This is a genomic window from Novosphingobium profundi (assembly GCF_018491765.1).
Taxonomy (GTDB): domain Bacteria; phylum Pseudomonadota; class Alphaproteobacteria; order Sphingomonadales; family Sphingomonadaceae; genus Novosphingobium; species Novosphingobium profundi.
Genome location: NZ_JABWCU010000008.1, coordinates 132,742 through 152,913, shown reverse-complemented (window position 1 = coordinate 152,913; position 20,172 = coordinate 132,742). Strand labels below are relative to the sequence as shown.

The window sequence follows — 20,172 nt, the reverse complement described above, 5'->3', positions numbered from 1 at the left end:
AAGGTTGACGTCGATTTCCCCGCAGCGTGCCGCGGCGCCGGGTCCCGACCGGGCGCGGCGCATGCGCACGATCGCCACCGGGCTGCTGCTGGCGATGGCGCTGGTCTTCGTGGTGCTCCACCGTCTCGACGCGTTGTTTCCGGCCTGGGGAACGCCGCTCGGCTACGGCATCGCCTTCACCGAGGCGGCGATGGTGGGCGGGCTGGCCGACTGGTTCGCGGTCACCGCGCTGTTTCGCCGTCCGCTCGGCCTGCCGATCCCGCACACCGCGATCATCCCGGTCAACAAGGACCGCATAGCCGATTCGATGGCGCGCTTCCTGCGCGAGAATTTCCTGACGCCCCAGGTCGTGGCGCGCCGGCTCCACGGTTTCAACTTCGCGACCAGTCTGGGTGGCTTCCTGGGCGATCCGCGCCGCGAGGAGCAGTCGCGCGTGCGTGCGGGCGCGGCCAATCTTCTCGCCGACGTGCTCGAATCGCTCGACCCCGAGCAGATGGGCGGCATGGTCAAGCAAGGCCTCAAGGGGCAGCTCGAGAAGATCGACGCGGCGCCGCTGCTCGCGCAGATGCTCGAGAACGCGATTGCCGACAAGCGCCACCTGCCCGTGCTCGAGGCGCTGCTGCGCAAGATCGGCGAGGTCATCGAGAGCAACGAGCCGATGATCCGCGAGATGATCCACACCCGCGCCAACGCCATCCTGCGCTGGACCGGGCTCGACGAGCGGCTCGCCAACGGCGTGCTCGACGGCGCCTACCGCCTGCTTGCCGAGATCATCGTCCAGCCCGACCATCCCTTGCGCGGCAAGGTCGACGAGGCGCTGACGGGCTTCGTGCGCGATTTGCGCGGCGATCCCGAGATGCAGGCCCGGATCGCGCGGCTCAAGTCCGAACTGCTTGCCAATCCGGCGCTCGGCGGATGGCTCGACGCCATGTGGGAGCGTGCGCGAACCGCGCTGCTCGAGGCCATGCGCAACCCCGATAAGGCGCTCTCCGGGGCCTTGGGACAGAGTCTCGGGCAGGGCCTTGCGCAACTGGGCGAGGCGCTGAGCGAGGACCTGCGGCTCCAGATGATGGTCAACCGCTTCGCGCGGCGCACGTTGGTGGGCGTGAGCGCACGCTATGGCAGCGAGATCGTCCGGCTGGTCTCCGAGACGGTCAAGCGCTGGGACGCCAAGACCGTGTCGGATCGTATCGAGGGGGCGGTGGGGCGCGACCTTCAGTTCATTCGCATCAATGGCACGCTCGTCGGGGGACTGTTCGGGTTGGCCATCCACACCGTGGAGAACCTCTTGTGACACCTCTCCTCGAGGTTCGTGAACCCTTGCTCGTCACCGAGCGGTTCGAACTGTGGCAGCCGCGCGCGAGCGACCTGCCCGACTTGTGCCGGCTGCTCGAGCATCCTGAGATGACGCGCTTCCTCGGCCCTGCCACAAACGAGGCCAAGTCGCAGTTCGACCGGCTCTTGCGCAACGCGGGTAGCTGGGCGCTCTATGGATATGGGATCCTGGCCGCGCGCCCGCGCGGGCAGGGGACGATCGTCGCGACCTGCGGCGTGTTTCATTCGTTCCGGGGCTTCGGCAAGGGCATGGACGACGTGCCCGAGGCGGGCTGGATCGTGCGCCAGGACTGGTGGGGCCAGGGCGTCGCGCGAGAGATCGTGGGGGCGTTGCTCGCCTGGTTCGACGCGGTGCATGGACCGCAGCGCATCGTCTGCATGATCGAGGATGGCAACGCGGCCTCGATGGGTGTCGCGGCCGGGTTCGGCTTCGCGCTCTATGATCGGCAGGAGCCGGAGGGAGAGGAAACGGTCGCGCTCAACCTCTACGAGCGCCTGCCGGGGTGACCCGCGTCAGCCCTGCCGTCTCTGGGTGAAGAGCGTCGTCGTCGTGAAGTAGCTGGCTACGCCGCTTCCGTCGGCCCGGCGCGCGGGCTCGAACTGCAGCTTCATCATGCGCTCGCAGACCATTTCGTCAAGGCGCTGGTCGTTCTGCGAAATCGGGACGCGGCAACTGAGCGGCGTGCCCTTGGCGTCGAGCGTGACGACCACGTTGACCCGTCCCTGGGCCCCTTGTTTGCCGAGATCGCTCATGAAGTCGGCCTTGAGTTTGCGCACGAGCGCCGAGGTTCCGGCCATGCGCGGCCGGGTCACGACCTGGCGCTGCAGCTCGGGATCGACCCCCCATTTCGCGAGCAGGTTGTCCGCGCACTGCGTCAGCGCGGCGAGCGGCTTGGCGAGGCTGCCGGTCTGGAACACGAGTTCGCGCAACTTGAGGTCGACGTCGAGCGAGTGGACTTCGTCGGCCAGCGGACGAACGAACGGCTTTGCCGGTGCATCGTCACTGGCACGTGCGTTCGCATCATGCGCCATTGCCGCGAGTTGCGCGGCGTCACGGGCAATCTGCGTGCTGAACACGAGCGATGGGTAGGTGGTTGTTGCGTTCTTGACGCTGGCGCCCATCGCGTTCGCTTCATATTCCGGAAAAGGGGCGAAGGCGACCGAGATCGCACGCTTTGGTTCGCGCAAGTCGGCCAATTCTCCGGTCAGCTGGATCTGGTAGTTTGCGCCAGGCACGAAGGCCATGACGCGCAGGAGCACGCCCTCGTCACCTTCGCCGAACATGCGCTGGAGAACGCAGTAATTGTTGGCCCAGTCGACGTTCCAGGGCGAGGAGGGCTGGAGGTTGTAGACTTTGTCCCGAGCATGGACGGCTCCGGCCTGGAGAAGGCCTGCAAGGGCGAGGCATGTGCCCGCCAGCGTCATCTTCGTCGTCATGTCGTGCCCCTGTCGCCTCGGCTGCGCGAGTGAGGGCAAGGTTACACCCGCATTTGATTGAGACAAGTGTCTTGTCGCACGGCACAATCCGTCGGTCGCAGCGGCATAAAAAAGGGCCCTGGCGGGACGCGCCCGCCAAGGCCCTTCTTTAAAATCGTGGCGCGAAGCCTCAGAGCTTGCCGGTCAGCTCGGGCACCGCGTTATAGAGGTCGGCGACGAGACCGATGTCGGCGACCTGGAAGATCGGCGCGTCCTCGTCTTTGTTGATGGCGATGATGGTCTTGGAGTCCTTCATGCCGGCCAGGTGCTGGATCGCGCCCGAGATGCCGATGGCGATGTAGACTTCGGGGGCCACGATCTTGCCGGTCTGGCCGACCTGGTAGTCGTTGGGGACGTAGCCCGCGTCCACGGCGGCGCGCGAGGCGCCGACGGCCGCACCGAGCTTGTCGGCCAGCGGCAGGATGGTCGCCTCGAAGGTCTCCGCGTCCTTGAGCGCGCGGCCACCGGACACGATGATCTTCGCGCTGGTCAGCTCGGGGCGTTCCGAAGTCGCGATCTCGGCGCCCACGAAGCTCGAGAGACCCGCATCGCCGCCACCCGAAATGGCTTCGACCGCGGCCGAGCCGCCTTCGCAAGCGGCCTTCTCGAAGGCGGTGGTGCGAACGGTGATCACCAGCTTGGCATCGGTGCTCTCGACCGTCGCGATCGCGTTGCCCGCATAGATCGGGCGGGTGAAGGTCTTCTCGCCTTCGACCGAGAGGATGTCGGAGACCTGCATCACGTCGAGCAGCGCGGCAACGCGCGGCGCGAGGTTCTTGCCGGTGGTGGTGGCCGGCGCGAGGAAGGCGTCGTGGTGGCCCATCAGATCGACGATGAGCGGTGCGACGTTCTCGGCGAGTGCGTGGCCATAGGCGGCGTCGTCGGCAAGGTGGACCTTGGCCACGCCCGCGATCTTCGCGGCGGCCTCGGCCACGGCCGCGCAACCGGCGCCCGCGACGAGGAGGTGGACTTCACCGAGCTTGGCCGCGGCGGTGACGGTGTGGAGCGTGGCGTCCTTGACGACGGCGTTGTCGTGTTCGACCCAAACAAGCGTCTTCATGTCAGAATCCTTTTCCCGGATATCCCCTGAGCTTGCGCTCAGGCGACGCCCATTTCCTTGAGCTTGGCGACGAGCGTGTCGACGTCGGGCACCTTGATGCCAGCGCTGCGCATCGGCGGCTCGGCGACCTTGAGGGTCTTGAGGCGCGGGGCGATGTCGACGCCGTAGTCGGCGGGCGTCTTGGTATCGAGCGGCTTCTTCTTCGCCTTCATGATGTTGGGCAGCGAAGCGTAGCGCGGCTCGTTGAGGCGAAGGTCGGTGGTGACGATGGCGGGGAGCGTGAGCTTCACGGTTTCAAGACCGCCGTCGACCTCGCGGGTGACCGCGACGGCCTCGCCCTCGACAACGACCTTCGAGGCAAAGGTGCCCTGCGGACGGCCGGTCAGTGCGGCGAGCATCTGGCCGGTCTGGTTGCTGTCGTCGTCGATCGCCTGCTTGCCGAGCACGACGAGGCCCGGGTTCTCCTCAGCCATGATGGCCTTCAGGATCTTGGCGACGGCGAGCGGCTCGACGGTCTCGTCGGTTTCGACCAGGATTGCGCGGTCTGCGCCCATCGCCAGCGCGGTGCGCAGCGTTTCGGCGGCCTTGGCCGGTCCGACCGACACCGCGATGACTTCCTCGGCCGAGCCCGCTTCCTTGAGGCGCAGGGCTTCTTCGACCGCGATCTCGTCGAACGGGTTCATGCTCATCTTGACGTTGGCGAGGTCGACGCCGGTGCCATCGGCCTTGACCCGCGGCTTGACGTTGTAATCAATCACCCGCTTCACGGGGACGAGGATTTTCATGAGAATATGTCCTCTCAAACGTTCGGCACGGTTTGAATTTAGCCGTGCGATTAAATTGCGCGGGGCCAGCCATCGCGTTGAACGTGCAAGACGTCAACCCCCGCAATTGTTCCTTGGCGACAAGACAGGCTTTAGCAGACCTGCACGTGCGGGCGACGCGTGTCCAGACGGCCGGTGCGCAAACGAAAGGCGGCGGGAGTGAACCCCCCGCCGCCCGTTCGTCTGGTGATGCGCAGCGCGCCGATCAGGCCGCGGCGACTTCCGCGACGATCTTCTTGGCGGCATCGCCCAGGTCGTTGGCGGGGACGATCGGCAGGCCGGAGTTGGCCAGGATGTCCTTGCCCTGCTGGACGTTGGTGCCTTCGAGGCGAACGACGAGCGGCACGCCCAGGTTCACTTCCTTGGCCGCCGCGACGATGCCCTCGGCGATCACGTCGCACTTCATGATGCCGCCGAAGATGTTCACGAGGATGCCCTTCACGTTGGGGTCCTTGAGAATGATCTTGAACGCCGCGGTCACCTTCTCGGTGGTGGCGCCGCCGCCCACGTCGAGGAAGTTGGCGGGGAACGAGCCGTTGAGCTTGATGATGTCCATGGTCGCCATGGCAAGGCCCGCGCCGTTCACCATGCAGCCGATGTCGCCATCGAGCTTGATGTAGGCGAGGTCGTACTTCGAAGCCTCGATCTCGGCCGGGTCTTCCTCGGTCTCGTCGCGCAGCGCGAAGACGTCGGGGTGACGGTAGAGGGCGTTCGAATCGAAGCTCATCTTGGTGTCGAGGACGAGCAGCTGGCCGTCCTTGCTTTCGACCAGCGGGTTGATCTCGAGCATGTCGCAGTCGAGGTCCATGAAGGCCTCGTAGATCTGCTTGGCGATCTTCTGCGCCTGCTTGTTGAGGTCACCGGTCAGCTTGAGGCCGAAGGCCACCGCACGGCCGTGGTGGGGCTGGAAGCCTTCCGCCGGATCGATGGTGATGGTGGTGATCTTTTCGGGAGTCGAGTGGGCGACTTCCTCGATGTCCATGCCGCCTTCGGTCGAGGCGATCATCGCGACGCGGCCCGAGGCGCGGTCGACGAGCATCGAGAAGTAGTATTCCTTGGCGATGTCGACGCCGTCGGTGACGTAGAGGCGGTTGACCTGCTTGCCCGCATCGCCGGTCTGGATGGTGACGAGCGTGTTGCCGAGCATTTCCTTGGCGAAGGCTTCGACTTCCTCGATCGACTTGGCGAGGCGCACGCCGCCCTTCGCGTCGGGGCCGAGCTCCTTGAACTTGCCCTTGCCGCGGCCGCCTGCGTGGATCTGCGCCTTCACGACGTAAAGCGGTCCCGGGAGCTGCTTGGCAGCGGCAACAGCCTCTTCAACGGTCAGTGCGGCGATACCGGCGGGGATGCCCACGCCGTACTTCGCGAGCAGTTCCTTGGCCTGATATTCGTGAATGTTCATCGGACAGTCGCTTTCTGCTGGAGTTTCCTCGAGGGAGGGCGCGAGTGGTGATTTTTGCCACGCCGCCTAAGCATATCCCTGCGCGCTTGAAAAGGCCTGAGAGGCTCTGCATGACCTGTGAAATCGACATCTGGACGACTTTGTCGGCAAATCGCGAGCGAGATTTGAGGTAATGAGATGCAATATCAATAAGCCGGTGCGAATGGGGTTCGAGCCGTGATCGACCGGGCGCGACTGGAATCGATCGTGCGCGAAGCCGGACGTATCGCGCTGGCCGCCTGGCCAGGCGACGGCCATCGTCTCGAGCATTGGGAAAAGGATCCGGGCAGCCCGGTGAGCGCGGCCGACCTGGCGGTCGACGAGTACCTCAAGCGCGAATTGCGCGCGCTCCTGCCCTCGGCGGGCTGGCTCAGCGAGGAGACCGCCGACAGCGGCGCGCGCTGCACGCAAGACCTCGTCTGGCTGGTCGATCCGATCGACGGGACGCGCGACTTCATCGCCGGTCGCCAGGGGTGGGCCGTCTCGGTGGCGCTGGTGAACCGCCACCGGCCGCTGTTCGGCTATCTCTTCGCCCCCTCGCGTCGACGGGGAGAGGGTGGGGAATTCTGGAAGGCCGAACTGGGTCGGGGTGCCATGCGCAACGGCGAGGTGCTGGTGGCGAGCACGCGCGGCGATCTCGCCGGTGCGCGCGTGCCCGCGCCCAAGCTGGCGCCCGAGGACGCGGATCTCGTACGTATCGACCAGCCCAACTCGATCGCCTTGCGCATGGCGATGGTCGCGGCTGACGAGGCGGACCTCCTGGCCACGCTGCGCTGGGGTTTCGAATGGGACATCGCCGCCGCGGCCCTGATCGCGCGCGAGGCGGGGGCTGCGGTGACCGACGCCTTCGGCAAGCCGCTCAACTACAACAAGCTCGACCCGCGGGCTTTCGGTGTGCTGTGCTGCGCCAGCGCGATGCACGGCCAGGCTGTGGCGCGGCTTGCCGAGCGGGCGGCACGCTATTCGGCGTAGCTGGGCGCTTTGGGCCGAGCGCCGGGTGTCGGTGTTGCACGCCAGAGCGTGTCCATGCTCTTGAGCCCGGCCGGAACGGGGGGCTCGGCCAACTGGGGGAAGCCGCTGGCGGTGGCGGCTTGGGCCGGAGTCTCGCTCTGCCTCGCGGCGTGGCTCGCGGCCACGGCGAGCAGCGTCGATTTCAATTCCTGCGCGCTGCAGGGCCAGGGAAGGTAGGCGCCCGCACCCTTGAGCAGGGCCGACGAGCGCCGCATCGGGCTGGCGTCGGAGGAGAACGCGACGAAGGGCAGGTCCTTGGCGTGGAGCTTGAGCAGGCGGCACAGCGAATCGACGCTGCCGCCGGCATCCTCGACGAGGAGAACTGCACGCCGGGGCCAGCACTGGGTCAGTTCCGAGTAATGCTCGAGAGGAATCACATAACTCGCCATGTTCGTAAGCGAATGGGCGATTTGCGCACGGCGGTGAATGTCACCATCAATAAGCACGACTTCGGTTCGTTCCACAGGATCCTCCAGGATGAAAGCGTTCATTTCTCTCGCCTGACAGGATCGCCCGAATTTCATTTCGGGAATGCTGATTGATTGGGCTAACGAATCCGGCCCATTACCTCGGGGAATTTTCTTAGAGGGCGGTGAAATTGCCGCGCGATGGCGGGGCATTGTCCGATCCGTGCGGGGTCGCGATTGGTCTCTGATGTGTCCCTTGCAATTTGAATCGCATCCGTAACTATCTGAAAAATATATCTGTTGCAGATTGTGCAATCAATATCGCTGTTTCGTCATTTGCCCCCGGCGCGCGCATTGCCTAGATCGAACGGGCCTTTCAGGCATCCTCTCCCAAATGAACTAAAACGGCCGGCCCCATCGGGACCGGCCTTTTTTTTGTCTCTTTCGCCTTGGCGCGAGAGGTCATGCGACCGCTCGCGCCAGCAAGATGTCGGGCGCGACGCGCTTAGTGCGCCGCCTGCGCCTCGTCGGTGGAGACCGGCGTGATCTTGATCTCGACGCGGCGGTTGAGCGCACGACCCTCGGGGGTGGTGTTGTCGGCGACGGGATAGTCCTCGCCCATGCCCTTGGTCTGCAGGCGCGCCGAGGAGACACCGCGGCTGATCAGGTAGCGCGCGACCGAATCGGCGCGGCGCTTCGACAGATCGAGGTTGTAGGCGGCCGATCCGGTCGAATCGGTGTGCCCGTAGACGTCGACGAGGCTGTTGGGATACTGCACCATCGACTGCGCGACTTTGTCGAGCGCGGCCTGGAACGAGGGGCTGATGGTCGTCGAATCAACGGCAAAGGTCACGTCGGGCAGGTTGACGAGAATGCCGTCGCCTTCCTCGCGCACGTCGATCCCCGATCCGGCGGTCTGCTCCTTGAGCTCCTTGATCTGCTTGTCCTTCTGGTAGCCGATCACGCCGCCCGCGACACCGCCGATGCCCGCGCCCACGATGCGCGCGGTCTTGCCGCCGATCACGCTGCCCAGCAGATAGCCGAGGCCCGCGCCGCCCACGCCGCCGATGGCGGTGCGCGAGACCTTCTTCTCGCCGGTGTTGGGATCGGTGACACAGGCCGAGAGGCCGACGAGCGAAAGTGCTGCCGCAGCACTGACGATCAAACGCGTATTCTTCATTTCGATGCCTTTCCTAGCTCCGCAAGCTTTCTGCCGGACTGTGCTGATGTGAACATTAATCCCAACTGTCCGTGCTGCCCACAACGAATGGATGACGCGCGCGTTCCCGTTCACGCGCGTGGCCGTGACGCCGTGAAAACAGTCGAACCAAGTGCTTCGCGAAAGGCATGAACTCTGCTAGCGGGGTTTCATTGTGACGCCATTTCCCTGGACCGACCTCCTCATCATCATTGGGCTCATCCTGCTCAATGGTCTTTTCGCAATGTCCGAGCTCGCGATCGTCTCGGCGCGCACGTCCCGGCTGCAGGTCGCGGCCGACAAGGGCCGCAAGGCTGCGCTGACCGCGATCGCGTTGGCGCAGGACCCGGGCAAGTTCCTCAGCACCGTGCAGATCGGCATCACCCTGATCGGCATTGTTGCGGGCGCCTATTCGGGCGCGAGCCTGGGCGGTCCGGTGGGCGAGCGCCTGGCGCTGCTGGGCCTGCCTGCGCGCTACGCCGACCATTTCGGTTTCGCGCTGGTGATCATCGGCACGACGTACGGCAGCCTCGTCGTGGGCGAACTCGTGCCCAAGCAACTGGCGCTGCGTGCGGCCGAGCCGGTTGCCCTGATCATGGCGCTGCCGATGGCCTGGATGGCGCGGATCATGGCGCCCTTCGTGTGGTTGCTCGATCGGTCCTCGGGGCTGTTCCTGCGCCTGTTCTCGATCCGTGGGGGCGATCAGGAGCGCCTGACCTCGGAGGAACTGCAAATGATTTTCGCCGAGGCGACCCGTTCGGGGGTGATCGAGGAGGAGGAGCGCGCGATGATGACGGGCGTGATGCGCCTCGCCGATCGTCCGGTGCGCGAACTGATGACGCCGCGCAACCAGATGGACTGGATCGGTGTCGATGCCGATCTTGCCGACTTGCGCGCCAAGATCGCCGGTTCGCCGCATTCGCTGCTGCCGGTGGCCGAGAGCGAGACGCGCGACAACATCATCGGCGTCCTGCGCGTGCGCGAGGTGCTTGCCGCGATGGTCGCGGGCGAGGAGGTCGCCATCGCCGCGATGATGAAGAAGGCCGAGGTCATCCCCGACCAGCTCGACGCAATGGACGCGCTGCGCAAGCTGCAGACCGCCGAAGTGGCGATGGCCTTCGTGCACGACGAATACGGCCACCTCGAAGGCCTTGTCACGCCGACCGACGTCCTCGAGGCGCTTGCGGGCAATTTCGTCAGTCACCAGGACGAAGGTGACGAACCGATGGTGATCGACCGCGAGGATGGCTCGATGCTGGTTTCGGGCGCGATGCCCGCCGACGCGCTGGCCGACCGCCTCGACGTAACCCTTCCCGACGACCGCGAATTCGCGACGGCGGCGGGCTACGTCCTCGCCGTGCTCAAGAAGGTCCCGCGCGAGGGTGAGCATTTCTCCGAGCAGGGCTGGCGTTTCGAGGTCATCGACATGGACGGCCTCAAGATCGACAAGATTCTCGTCCAGCGTGAACGCGAGGACGACGGCGGGGACGGGGTCTCCGGCGAGGGCTGAGGCCTTCGTCTTTTCGGCAAAGTTCCAGAAGCAGGTTTCCGAGGGCCATCGCCCTCGGGCTCTCCGAATGGCCTGGCTCCCGGCGCGCGCGCAATGCGCGAGGAGGGGCGCGACGTCGACGGTACTGGGGTCAAGGGGTGATAACCCCTTGCATCAATTCGGGTCCTTCGATTTCGCTTCTCCCCTGCATTGCTCTCTCAAGGACCACGGCTTATCTTTCCGTCCGTTCCACCAGAAGGCCGTGCGATTCCCCCGGGGCGTAGGCGTACCGCGCGGCCACCTGTGAAAGGCATGGGCGTGCAGCAGCAGATTTCGGTCGTGACGCTCGGGGTTTCGGACCTCGCAAGATCCTCGCGCTTCTACCAGGAGGGGTTCGGCTGGGCACCGGTCTTCACCAATCCCGAGATCGTCTTCTACCAGATGAACGGGCTGGTATTCGGGACCTGGCTCAAGGCCTCGCTGGAGGAAGACCTGGGCGGCGCGAACCTGGTGTCGCCCGGGGCCTTTGCGATGGCGCACAATGTCGCGGCGATGAACGATGTCGAGCCGCTGATGGCCCGGCTCGAGCGCGCCGGAGGCCGGATCGTCCGCGCGGCCGATGCGCCGCCACATGGCGGCTATCGGGGCTATATCGCCGATCCCGACGGGCACGCCTGGGAGATCGCCTGGAATCCGGCCTGGACGATTACGCCTGACGGGCAGGTTCGGTTCGCACTCTAGAGCGGTTTACGATCAGATTGCATCAGATCGACCGAACTAGCTTGTTGTTTCGACGCATTTTCTGTACCGTCAGGTGATTCCGCCTGACTGGAATAGGCTCTAGCCGCTTGGACATCACGCCACGAAAAAGGGCCGGGAGAACGCCTTGCGACGTTCTCCCGGCCCTTTTCGCATTGCGGTCAGGTTGGCTTAGCCGCCGACCGCAATCTGCGCGTCGCGTCCGTCGCCTTCGGGGGCGGACAGGATCGAGCGGGTTACCTGGCCCTTGGCGACGGTGTAGGTCTGCGGATCGCCGACGGTCGAGCGGATGCCCGGCTCGGACGGGCCGGCCATCGCGATTGCGGCCTTCTCGACGTCGCTGCGAGCCTGCGGACCACCGAACAGCGCGTCGAGCGTCTGCTGCTGGAGTGCGCCGTCGGACGGGCGGGGCTCGCCCTGCTTGGGCGGCTGAAGCGCGAAATCGGGCGGAACCACCAGCGGCGACTGGCGCTGCACGGCGAATTCGTCGGGGCTATTGTGGTTGAGCAGGCCGGTGCTGCCGCAAGCCGACAGCAGGAACGCGCCGCTCGTGGCCAGGATCAGGGCACCGGTTTTCTTTACGAACATCAAATCAACTCTCCGGAGCGGGGCTTGCTGGGGTTTCGGGCTTGTCGCGCGAAAGCAGCGAACGGGCAAGGATAATCAGGACACCCAGGGTGATTGCGGCATCGGCGATGTTGAAAACCAGGAAAGGCCGCCAGTCGCCGAAATGAAGGTCCGCGTAATCGATGACATAGCCGAAGCTGAAGCGGTCGCGGATATTGCCGATCGCGCCGCCCAGCACACAGCCGAGCGCGGCGATTTCGGGCAGCTTGCGTTCGCGCAGCAGCCACACGAAGACGAACAGCGCGATCGCCCCGGTCATGGCCACCAGCGCCCAGCGCCCTTCGAGCGAACCCGCCGTGAACAAGCCGAGCGAGACGCCGAAGTTCTGCGTGAAGCGTAGCGCGAAGATCGGCACGATTTCCTTGACGTCACCGATCCGGTCAAGCCCGAGCGGGCCGGTCACCCAGGCCTTCACGCCCTGGTCGAGGACGAAGACGAGCGCCGCGACCAGCAGGCCGAGCAGCCGTTTGCGCATCAGGCTCACGCCGGGTTTCCGGCGTCGATCACGGCCACGGCCTCCTCGCAGCGTCCGCACAGAGCGCCATCGTCCGAAACGTCGGGCAGATGGCGCCAGCAACGGCCGCACTTGTGGTGGGTGGTCTTGGTGACGGTCACGTCCTCGCCTTGCCCGCGCGAAACTGTCGCAGTGATGAACAGCTCGGCGAGCAACTCGTCCGAGACGCCCTCGGGCACGGCCGTGGTGGGAACCGAAACTTCGGCCTCGAGGCTCGAGCGCACGATCTTTTCGCGGCGCAGCGGCTCGATCGCCTCGGTCACCTTCTCGCGCAGCGCGCGCAGGGCGGCCCACTTATCGGCGTCGGCTTCGACCGACGGGACCTCGGGCCATTCGAGCAGGTGCACGCTGCCACCTTGCGGATAGCGCGCGCCCCAGACTTCCTCGGCGGTGAACACGACCACCGGGGCCGCGTAGCGCACGAGCGCGTGGAACAGCGTGTCGAGCACGGTGCGGTAGGCGCGGCGGTTCGCGTCCGCCGGATCGTCGCAGTAGAGACGGTCCTTGCGCACGTCGAAGAACAGCGCCGAGAGGTCCTCGTTGCAGAAGTCGAGCAGGCGGCGGACATACGTATTGAAGTCGTAGTCGGCGACGGCCTGCCTGAGGTCGGCGTCGAGCGCGCCCAGCAGCGCGAGCATGTAGCGCTCGAGCTCGGGCATTTCGGCGACCGAAACCCGCTCGTCCTCGGCGAAGTCGGCAAGCGCGCCCAGCAGGTAGCGGAAGGTGTTGCGCAGGCGGCGGTACTGGTCGCCCACGCCCTTGAGGATCTCGTCGCCGATGCGGTGATCCTCGGTGAAGTCGACCGAGAGCGCCCAGAGGCGGATGATGTCCGCGCCGTTGGTTTCCATGACCTTCAGGGGGCTGATCGTGTTGCCCAGCGACTTGGACATCTTCATGCCCTTGGCGTCCATCGTGAAGCCGTGGGTGAGGACCGCCTTGTAGGGCGCGTGGCCGCGAGTCGCGCAGGCCTCGAGCAGGGAGGACTGGAACCAGCCCCGGTGCTGGTCGGAACCTTCGAGGTAGAGGTCGGCGTGCGGGCCCTTGTAGCCTTCGGGGCGCAGAAGCTCGGGCCAGGTGCCCGATTCGAGCACGAAGGCGTGGGTCGAGCCCGAATCGAACCAGACGTCGAGAATGTCGGCGACGCGCTCGTAGTCCTCGGCGGCATAGGCATCGCCGAGGTATTCCTGCGCGCGTTCGTCCGACCAGGCATCGACCCCGCTCTCGCGGATCGCGGCGACGATGCGCGCGTTGACCGCCGCGTCGACGAGGTATTCACCGGTCTTGCGGTTCACGAAGAGCGTGATCGGCACGCCCCAGGCGCGCTGGCGCGAGAGCACCCAGTCGGGACGGCCCTGGACCATCGCGCCGATGCGGTTGCGGCCCTTGGCGGGGACGAAGCGGGTCTCGGCGATCGCCATCTCGGCGGTCTCGCGCAGCGTCATGCCCTGGGGCATGCCGGCCTTGGCCGCGACCTTGTCCATCGGCACGAACCACTGCGGCGTGCAGCGGTAGATGACCTTAGCCTTCGAGCGCCACGAGTGCGGGTAGGAGTGCGCGTAGTCCGCCGTGGCGGCAAGCAGCCCGCCCACTTCGCGAAGGTCCGAGCAGATCGGGCCGTCGGGCGCGGTGAACTTGGGATTGATGACCGATCCCTGGCCGCCCAGCCAGAGCCAGTCCTCGCGGTAGCGGCCATCGGCCTCGACCACGAACTTGGGATTGATGCCGTGCGCCTTGCACAGCTCGAAGTCGTCCTCGCCGTGGTCGGGGGCCATGTGGACGAGGCCGGTGCCCGAATCGGTGGTGACGAAGTCGCCCGGCAGCATCGGGCGAAGCTCGGCGTAGAAGCCGCCCAGGTGGTGCATCGGGTGGCGCACCTTGGTGCCTTCGAGCCCGGCGCCCTTCATGAAGAAGTGCAGGTCGTGGGTCTCGTGGCCCAGGCGCTTGATGAAGGCGTCGACGAGCGGTTCGGCGATCAGGTAGCGCCGGCCGTCGGCCTCGATCAGGTGGTAGTCGATGTGCGGGCCATAGGCGAGCGCCTGGTTGACGGGGATCGTCCAGGGCGTGGTCGTCCAGATCACCGCGTAGGCGCCGACGAGATCGGGGTCCTGCGACTCGACGATCTCGAAGGCGACGTCGATCTGGGTCGAGACGATATCCTCGTACTCGACCTCAGCCTCGGCCAGCGCGGTCTTCTCGACCGGCGACCACATCACCGGCTTGGCGCCGCGGTAGAGCATGTCGCTGGAAGCGAACTTCAGGAGTTCGGTGACGATGGTGGCCTCGGCGTCGAAGTCCATCGTCAGGTAGGGCTTGTCCCAGCGGCCACCGATGCCCAGGCGCTTCAACTGCTCGCGCTGGGTGTCGACCCACTGGCGCGCATAGGCGCGGCATTCGGCGCGAAATTCCTCGGCCGGGACTTCGTCCTTGTTCTTCTTCTTCTTGCGGTACTGCTCTTCGACCTTCCATTCGATCGGAAGGCCGTGGCAGTCCCAGCCCGGCACGTAGGGCGCGTCCTTGCCCAGCAGCGTCTGCGTACGCACCACCATGTCCTTGAGGATATGGTTGAGCGCGTGGCCGATGTGCATGTCGCCATTGGCGTAGGGCGGGCCGTCGTGGAGGATGAACTTCTCGCGCCCCGCGCGGGCCTCGCGCACTTGCGCGTAAATCTGCTCGTCTTCCCAACGCGCAAGAATGCCGGGCTCCTTCTGGGGCAGGCCGGCCTTCATGGGGAAATCGGTCTTCGGGAGGAAGACGGTGTCTCGATAGTCGCGTTGTTCAGTCATGACCGGCCGCCACTAGAGCAATTGCGCGGTTCTTGGAAGGGAGGAAGAGCGCCTCTTTGGACTCTCTTTTTCGCTTCAGACCACCTTGGCGAGCAGTTCGCGCGCCTTCACGCAGTCTCGCGCGATCTGCGTCATCATTTCCTCGATCGAGGCGAACTTGGCCTCGGGGCGCAGGAAATGGTGGAAGGCGACCTCGATCTCGAGGTCGTACATGTCCTCCGAGACGTCGAAGAAATGCGGCTCGAGCAGCTCGACGGGGGGCTGGATCGTGGGGCGGATGCCCAGGTTCGCCGCGCCCGGAATCCGGCGCCCGTCGGGGAAATGGCCGACCACGGCGTAGATGCCGTAGTGCGGGCGCAAGTACTTGGCCATGTCGAGGTTGGCGGTGGGAAAGCCCATCTGCCGCCCGAACTTGTTGCCGTGCTGGACCACGCCGCGCACCGCGAAAGGGCGGGTGAGCAGGCGCGCCGCGCCCTCGCAGTCGCCCGCCACCAGCGCCTCGCGCACGCGGCTCGAGGAAATGGGTCCGTACTGGTCGTGAACGGCGGCGACGGTGCGGTTGGTGAGCCCGAAACGCCCTCCGACCTCGCGCAGGACTTCGGGGTTGCCGCCGCGCGCCTTGCCGAAGGTGAAGTCCTCGCCGGTGACGACGCCCACCACGCCGAGCTGGCGGACGAGCACCTGCTCGATCCATTCCCCGGCGCTCATGCTGGCCATGAGGCGGTCGAAGTGGAGCACCAGCATGGCATCGGCCCCGGCGGCCTCGAACAGGTCCTGGCGCTGGTCGAGCGTGGTCAGCCGGAACGGCGGCGCATCGGGCTGGAACAGGCGCACCGGGTGCGGATCGAAGGTCGCGACGATCGCCGGGCGCCCTTCGGCGCGGGCCCAGGCGATGGCCTCGCCGACAACGGCCTGGTGGCCCTGGTGGAAACCATCGAAGTTGCCCAGCGCGACAATCGCGCCATGGAGCGAATCGGGGACGGGAGCACGGTTGTCGAGGCGAATCATGTCGGGCGGCTATAGGTCGCGTGTGAGGGTCACGAAAGCGTGTGCGGGAAATTTGCCGCTGGCTGGATGTTCCTCGCGCGCAATTTCGCGCCAGGCATCGTCCAGGATCGGCAGCATCGTGTCGCCGGGATAGTCGGCGTGGACTTCGGTAAGCTCGATCCGGTCGGCCGTCTCGAGGAAAAGCGCGTAGATTTCCGCACCGCCGATCACCGCGACTTCTCCGTCGCCTGCGCAAGCGAGTGCTTCGTCCACGGAGTGGACCACTTCGGCGCCCTCGGCCTGCCATTCGGCGCTGCGGGTGAGCACGATATGGCGCCGGCCCGGGAGCGGGGAGGGGAAGCTCTCGAAGGTCTTGCGGCCCATGATCATCGGCTTGCCCATCGTCAGCGCCTTGAAGCGCCTGAGGTCGGCGGGCAGGTGCCAGGGGAGCGCGCCGTCGACGCCGATCACGCCGTTGGCCGCCCGCGCGGTGATGAGGAAGATGTCTTGCGCCATATCCGGAAAGTTCCCCGTCGCCCTGCCGCGTTCAGTCGAAGTGGAGCCGGGTGACGTGGCCCATCTTGCGCCCGGGCCGGGCCTCGCCCTTGCCGTAGAGGTGCAGGTGGTTGGCCGGCTCGGCGAGGATCTGTGCCCAGTCGTCGGCCTGTTCGCCGATAAGGTTGCGCATCTCGACCGCGTCGGCGGCGAGGGCGGTGTCGCCCAGCGGCAGCCCGCAGATCGCGCGCACGTGGTTCTCGAACTGGCTGGTGACCGCGCCCTCGATCGTCCAGTGGCCCGAATTGTGCACGCGCGGGGCCATCTCGTTGAACACGGGACCCTGCGCGGTGGCGAAGAATTCGAGCGTGAGAACGCCGACGTAGTCGAGCGCCTCGGCCACTTTGGCGGCAAGTTCGCGCGCGGCGGGCACTTGCGCCAGGATTTCGGCCGGCGCGGGCGCGGTGCTGAGCGCGAGGATGCCGCCTTCGTGGCGGTTGTGCGCCGAATCGAAGTAGCGGATTTCCCCGTCCTGGCCGCGGCACAGGATCACCGAGAACTCGGCCGAGAAATGGACGAAGCCCTCGTAGATCAGCGGCTGGTCGGGCAGCTCGAGGCCTTCGGCGTCCGCCGGGCTCATGATCCGCCACTGGCCCTTGCCGTCGTAGCCGTCGCGCCGGGTCTTGAGGATGCCGGGCGTGCCGATGGTGGCGATCGCCCGGGCGAGGTCTTCGGGCGTGTCGACGGGCGCGAAGGGGGCGGGGGTCCCGCCGAGCTCGGTGACGAAGGTCTTCTCGTTCAGGCGGTCCTGCGCGGTCTCAAGCGCGCGCGGGTGGGGGAAGACGGGAACGTCCCCCAGCGCCGCGAGCGGGGCGACGGGCACGTTCTCGAACTCGTAGGTCACCACTGCGCAGTTCGCCGCGAAGGCGGAAAGGCCCGCCGCGTAGTCGTAGTCGGCCTGGGTGAAGCTGGCGCTGACTTCGGCGGCGACCGAATCGGACTCGGGTGCGTAGATGTGGCAGCGGTAGCCCAGTTGCGCCGCGGCCATCGCGATCATCCGGCCGAGCTGGCCGCCGCCAAGGATTCCGATGGTTTCGCCGGGAGGGATCATGCGCGTTCGGTGCTGCCTGTGCTGTCGTGTCAGTCGGAGGTGGGGCGTTCGGCGACGCTGGCGGTCTGGTCCGCGCGCAGGGCCTTGAGCCGTTCGGCGAGCGGCGCGTCGTTGAGCGCGAGGATCGCCGCGGCCATGAGCCCCGCGTTGGCCGCGCCCGCCTCGCCGATGGCGAGCGTGCCGACCGGGATCCCGGCGGGCATCTGCACGATCGAGAGCAGGCTGTCCTGGCCCGAGAGCGCGCGGCTCTGCACCGGCACGCCGAGCACGGGCAGGTGGGTCATCGCCGCGACCATGCCGGGCAGGTGCGCGGCGCCGCCGGCGCCCGCGATGATGACCTGGAAGCCCTCGGCCTCGGCCTGCTTGGCGAAGAGCACCAGGCGGTCGGGGGTGCGGTGCGCCGAGACGATGCGCGCGTCATAAGCGACCTCGAGCTTGTCGAGCATCTGGGCGGCGCGCTGCATCGTGGGCCAGTCGGACTGGCTGCCCATGATGATCGCGACGCGGGGGGCTTCGCTCATCTCAACGCTCCGAGAGGTAGTAGCGGTCGATCACCGCAAGATCGGTGTCGAGATCGTAGACGATCGGCTGGCCGGTCGGGATCTCGAGACCGGTGATCTCCTCGTCGGAGATCTGCGAGAGGTGCTTGACGAGCGCACGCAGCGAATTGCCGTGCGCCGAGACGATCACGCACGAATCGGCGCTCGCCTTGAGGTGCGGCACGATGCTGCTTTCGTAGTAGGGCAGCACGCGCGCGATGGTGTCCTTGAGGCTCTCGGTCATCGGCACGTCGATGCCGGCGTAGCGCGGGTCGCTCGAGAGATCGAACTCGCTGCCCTTCTCGAGCACCGGCGGGGGCGTGTCGAAGCTGCGGCGCCAGATCTTGACCTGCTCGTCGCCGTGGCGCGCCGCGGTCTCGGCCTTGTCGAGCCCGGTGAGGCCGCCGTAGTGGCGCTCGTTGAGGCGCCAGTCCTTGGTTTCGGGGATCCACAGGATGCCCGCGGCCTCGAGTGCGAAATGCAGCGTCTTGATCGCGCGGGTCTGCAGCGAGGTGAACGCGACGCTTGGGAAGATGCCCTTTTCCTTGAGCAGGCGGCCGGCGGCGCGTGCTTCGCTCTCGCCCTTCTCGGTGAGGTCGACGTCCCACCAACCGGTGAAGCGGTTCTCGAGATTCCACTGGCTCTGGCCGTGGCGAACGAGGATCAGACGAGGCAAGGCAAGCATCCTTTGCTGGTATCGCCACTGGGGATGCGCGTCCGCGTGATGCGTCATTCCGGGGCGATGGTACGGGTCCTGGGTGAGCCCCTAGCTTTCCGGGGGCGATTTGGGAAGCCTGTCCGATTCGCTGTCGGCGCCGACTTCGTGCGATTCGCCCGATTCGCCCGATTCGCGGGGCGGGGAGGGGGCATCGAAGGCGCGCGCCTGGGCCTTGCGGCGGCGCAGGTTCTCGCGCAGCTTGGCCGCCAGGCGCTCTTCGCGCGTCAGGCTCTTCGCCCCGGAATCCGCCGGTCCGGCAGGGTTGCCACGGGTGTTTTCAGGTCCGCTCATGGGCCCTGCAATGGGCGTGGATGCACGAAAGCGCAAGCAGCGCTTGACAATTGTTCCAACCCCGACCATTAGCGCGCCCCTGTCCTGACGACGATGGCACGAACATCGCGAGATCGGGACGGCGCCCCGGAAATTTCCGGGCGCCCGGAACGGCGCTGCTGTAGCTCAGTGGTAGAGCGCACCCTTGGTAAGGGTGAGGTCGGGAGTTCAATCCTCCCCAGCAGCACCATTCCCCTTCTCCCCCAACGATAGAAGACGGATCGACTCCGGCTCTGGCGCGTGTGTCAGTGGTGTTCGACTTCAAGGCGAACGATTCGGCGTCGGCCGAAGGCGAGCGTGTCGCGAAACCAGGTGACCTTCACCCGCAGGCCCGCGTGCAGCGGCACCGCGCTGTCCGAAAGCGCACAGAGCGTGGCGGCCGACAGGCACCGTGCCTTGGGCCAGGAGAAGCTCTCGTCGCCCAGCGAGAACCCTTCGACGATGCGCGTGCGTTTCGCGCGTCCGGCGTACAACCGGGTGTCCCGGGTCCCCTGGCGCGTTTCCCAGACGCGGCCGATCGTGCCCTGGCTGACCTCGAGGTCTTCGGCTTCGAGGTGCCCGACCCGCGCGCGATCAAGCAGTGGCGCGACGCCCAGGCTGACGAGGCCGTAGAGGAGCGCGACCGGCAGGATCCAGGGCACCAGGCCCTTGTAGTGCGGGCCGAAGATGCGGGCGAGGGGCGCGGGCAGCGGTATCCGCCAACCTGCGGCGTGCCACAGAGCGCAGGCTGTCAGCAACAGCGTGAAGAGCGAAAGGAAGAGGATCGCGGTGCCTTCTGCGGGCGCGTTCGCACTGTCGTAGGCAAGGACCACGCTCTCGACTCCCCGGGCCCCGGCGAGCGGAGCGCCGGGACTTTTTCGCATCGTTCTACCAAGATGAACCCGGTCGCAGGGCATGAACTTCTTGAAAGTCCGCGCCCGCCGCCGTGCCGGGCGACGGGCAAGCGCCTCGCGGCGTGGTTTGCCGGCGTGAATTCAATCGCTTGCACACTTAGCGTTTTCAGCAAGTTGTCATGGAACTGACAGAATAACAGCACGCAGCTGTCACATTGCATCCCTACCGGCCCCT

Annotated in this window: 21 protein-coding genes and 1 tRNA gene; 6 read left to right on the top strand and 16 right to left on the bottom strand. The window is 66.3% G+C overall.

What is annotated here, in order from left to right; genetic code table 11:
• Positions 1 to 61 precede the first annotated feature (61 nt).
• On the top strand, positions 62 to 1,294 hold the full coding sequence (locus HT136_RS10500; RefSeq protein ID WP_214199715.1) for a DUF445 domain-containing protein: 1,233 nt from the start codon (positions 62 to 64) through the stop codon (positions 1,292 to 1,294).
• Positions 1,291 to 1,842, top strand: coding sequence for a GNAT family N-acetyltransferase (locus tag HT136_RS10495; RefSeq protein ID WP_214199714.1), 552 nt, complete (start codon positions 1,291 to 1,293; stop codon positions 1,840 to 1,842). The genes HT136_RS10500 and HT136_RS10495 overlap by 4 nt, the downstream gene beginning before the upstream one ends.
• 6 nt (positions 1,843 to 1,848) lie before the next feature.
• Here the strand turns inward: HT136_RS10495 and HT136_RS10490 are convergent, their stop codons facing one another.
• From HT136_RS10490 to sucC, 4 genes are all read right to left on the bottom strand, one after another.
• Entirely contained in the window at positions 1,849 to 2,772 is a 924-nt protein-coding gene (locus HT136_RS10490; RefSeq protein ID WP_214199713.1) for an energy transducer TonB family protein, read from the bottom strand.
• Positions 2,773 to 2,941: 169 nt separating this feature from the next.
• Complete coding sequence (locus HT136_RS10485) at positions 2,942 to 3,871, bottom strand: electron transfer flavoprotein subunit alpha/FixB family protein (protein ID WP_214199712.1); 930 nt, start codon at positions 3,869 to 3,871, stop codon at positions 2,942 to 2,944.
• 38 nt (positions 3,872 to 3,909) lie between these two features.
• Positions 3,910 to 4,656: an electron transfer flavoprotein subunit beta/FixA family protein gene (locus HT136_RS10480; protein WP_214199711.1), complete on the bottom strand. Its 747-nt coding sequence runs from the start codon at positions 4,654 to 4,656 to the stop codon at positions 3,910 to 3,912.
• Between the two features lie 244 nt (positions 4,657 to 4,900).
• Positions 4,901 to 6,097: an ADP-forming succinate--CoA ligase subunit beta gene (sucC, locus tag HT136_RS10475; RefSeq protein ID WP_214199710.1), complete on the bottom strand. Its 1,197-nt coding sequence runs from the start codon at positions 6,095 to 6,097 to the stop codon at positions 4,901 to 4,903.
• Positions 6,098 to 6,313: 216 nt separating this feature from the next.
• Here sucC and HT136_RS10470 point away from each other — a divergent pair, with 216 nt between their 5' ends.
• Complete coding sequence (locus tag HT136_RS10470; RefSeq protein ID WP_214199709.1) at positions 6,314 to 7,108, top strand: 3'(2'),5'-bisphosphate nucleotidase CysQ; 795 nt, start codon at positions 6,314 to 6,316, stop codon at positions 7,106 to 7,108.
• Here HT136_RS10470 and HT136_RS10465 read toward each other — a convergent pair.
• Together HT136_RS10465 and HT136_RS10460 are read right to left on the bottom strand one after the other, a co-directional pair.
• Positions 7,096 to 7,638 carry a hypothetical protein gene (locus tag HT136_RS10465; RefSeq protein ID WP_214199708.1) on the bottom strand — a complete coding sequence of 181 codons (543 nt, stop codon included), beginning with the start codon at positions 7,636 to 7,638 and terminating at the stop codon, positions 7,096 to 7,098. The two genes, HT136_RS10470 and HT136_RS10465, sit on opposite strands and share 13 nt — an antisense overlap.
• 421 nt (positions 7,639 to 8,059) lie before the next feature.
• Entirely contained in the window at positions 8,060 to 8,734 is a 675-nt protein-coding gene (locus tag HT136_RS10460) for a YiaD family glycine zipper/OmpA-like lipoprotein (protein WP_214199707.1), read from the bottom strand.
• A 193-nt stretch (positions 8,735 to 8,927) separates the two neighbouring features.
• Between HT136_RS10460 and HT136_RS10455 the strand changes: the two genes are divergently transcribed.
• Both HT136_RS10455 and HT136_RS10450 read left to right on the top strand, forming a co-directional pair.
• Positions 8,928 to 10,262, top strand: a complete 1,335-nt coding sequence (locus HT136_RS10455; RefSeq protein WP_214199706.1) for a hemolysin family protein — start codon at positions 8,928 to 8,930, stop codon at positions 10,260 to 10,262.
• A 297-nt stretch (positions 10,263 to 10,559) separates the two neighbouring features.
• Positions 10,560 to 10,982, top strand: coding sequence for a VOC family protein (locus HT136_RS10450; protein WP_214199705.1), 423 nt, complete (start codon positions 10,560 to 10,562; stop codon positions 10,980 to 10,982).
• A 189-nt stretch (positions 10,983 to 11,171) separates the two neighbouring features.
• Here HT136_RS10450 and HT136_RS10445 read toward each other — a convergent pair whose 3' ends face one another.
• The 9 genes from HT136_RS10445 to HT136_RS10405 all read right to left on the bottom strand — a co-directional run bounded on the left by HT136_RS10445 (position 11,172) and on the right by HT136_RS10405 (position 19,065).
• Complete coding sequence (locus HT136_RS10445) at positions 11,172 to 11,588, bottom strand: DUF3035 domain-containing protein (RefSeq protein ID WP_214199704.1); 417 nt, start codon at positions 11,586 to 11,588, stop codon at positions 11,172 to 11,174.
• A 4-nt stretch (positions 11,589 to 11,592) separates the two neighbouring features.
• Entirely contained in the window at positions 11,593 to 12,102 is a 510-nt protein-coding gene (gene lspA, locus HT136_RS10440; RefSeq protein ID WP_214199842.1) for a signal peptidase II, read from the bottom strand.
• Between the two features lie 5 nt (positions 12,103 to 12,107).
• A complete protein-coding gene (gene ileS / locus HT136_RS10435; RefSeq protein ID WP_214199703.1) occupies positions 12,108 to 14,924 on the bottom strand; it encodes an isoleucine--tRNA ligase in 2,817 nt (938 codons plus the stop codon).
• A gap of 75 nt (positions 14,925 to 14,999) precedes the next feature.
• On the bottom strand, positions 15,000 to 15,932 hold the full coding sequence (locus HT136_RS10430) for a bifunctional riboflavin kinase/FAD synthetase (protein WP_214199702.1): 933 nt from the start codon (positions 15,930 to 15,932) through the stop codon (positions 15,000 to 15,002).
• Between the two features lie 9 nt (positions 15,933 to 15,941).
• A complete protein-coding gene (locus tag HT136_RS10425) occupies positions 15,942 to 16,427 on the bottom strand; it encodes a dihydrofolate reductase (protein WP_214199701.1) in 486 nt (161 codons plus the stop codon).
• Positions 16,428 to 16,458: 31 nt separating this feature from the next.
• Positions 16,459 to 17,517 (bottom strand): 5-(carboxyamino)imidazole ribonucleotide synthase, encoded by a 1,059-nt coding sequence (locus HT136_RS10420; RefSeq protein WP_214199700.1) that lies wholly within the window; start codon positions 17,515 to 17,517, stop codon positions 16,459 to 16,461.
• A 29-nt stretch (positions 17,518 to 17,546) separates the two neighbouring features.
• Positions 17,547 to 18,038 (bottom strand): 5-(carboxyamino)imidazole ribonucleotide mutase, encoded by a 492-nt coding sequence (purE, locus tag HT136_RS10415; protein WP_214199699.1) that lies wholly within the window; start codon positions 18,036 to 18,038, stop codon positions 17,547 to 17,549.
• 1 nt (position 18,039) lies between these two features.
• Positions 18,040 to 18,732, bottom strand: a complete 693-nt coding sequence (gene gpmA, locus HT136_RS10410) for a 2,3-diphosphoglycerate-dependent phosphoglycerate mutase (protein ID WP_214199698.1) — start codon at positions 18,730 to 18,732, stop codon at positions 18,040 to 18,042.
• Positions 18,733 to 18,822: 90 nt separating this feature from the next.
• Positions 18,823 to 19,065 carry a hypothetical protein gene (locus HT136_RS10405; RefSeq protein WP_246543580.1) on the bottom strand — a complete coding sequence of 81 codons (243 nt, stop codon included), beginning with the start codon at positions 19,063 to 19,065 and terminating at the stop codon, positions 18,823 to 18,825.
• A 154-nt stretch (positions 19,066 to 19,219) separates the two neighbouring features.
• Here HT136_RS10405 and HT136_RS10400 point away from each other — a divergent pair.
• A tRNA-Thr gene (locus HT136_RS10400) sits at positions 19,220 to 19,294 on the top strand.
• A 55-nt stretch (positions 19,295 to 19,349) separates the two neighbouring features.
• Here HT136_RS10400 and HT136_RS10395 read toward each other — a convergent pair.
• A complete protein-coding gene (locus HT136_RS10395) occupies positions 19,350 to 19,916 on the bottom strand; it encodes a hypothetical protein (protein ID WP_214199697.1) in 567 nt (188 codons plus the stop codon).
• Positions 19,917 to 20,172 lie beyond the last annotated feature (256 nt).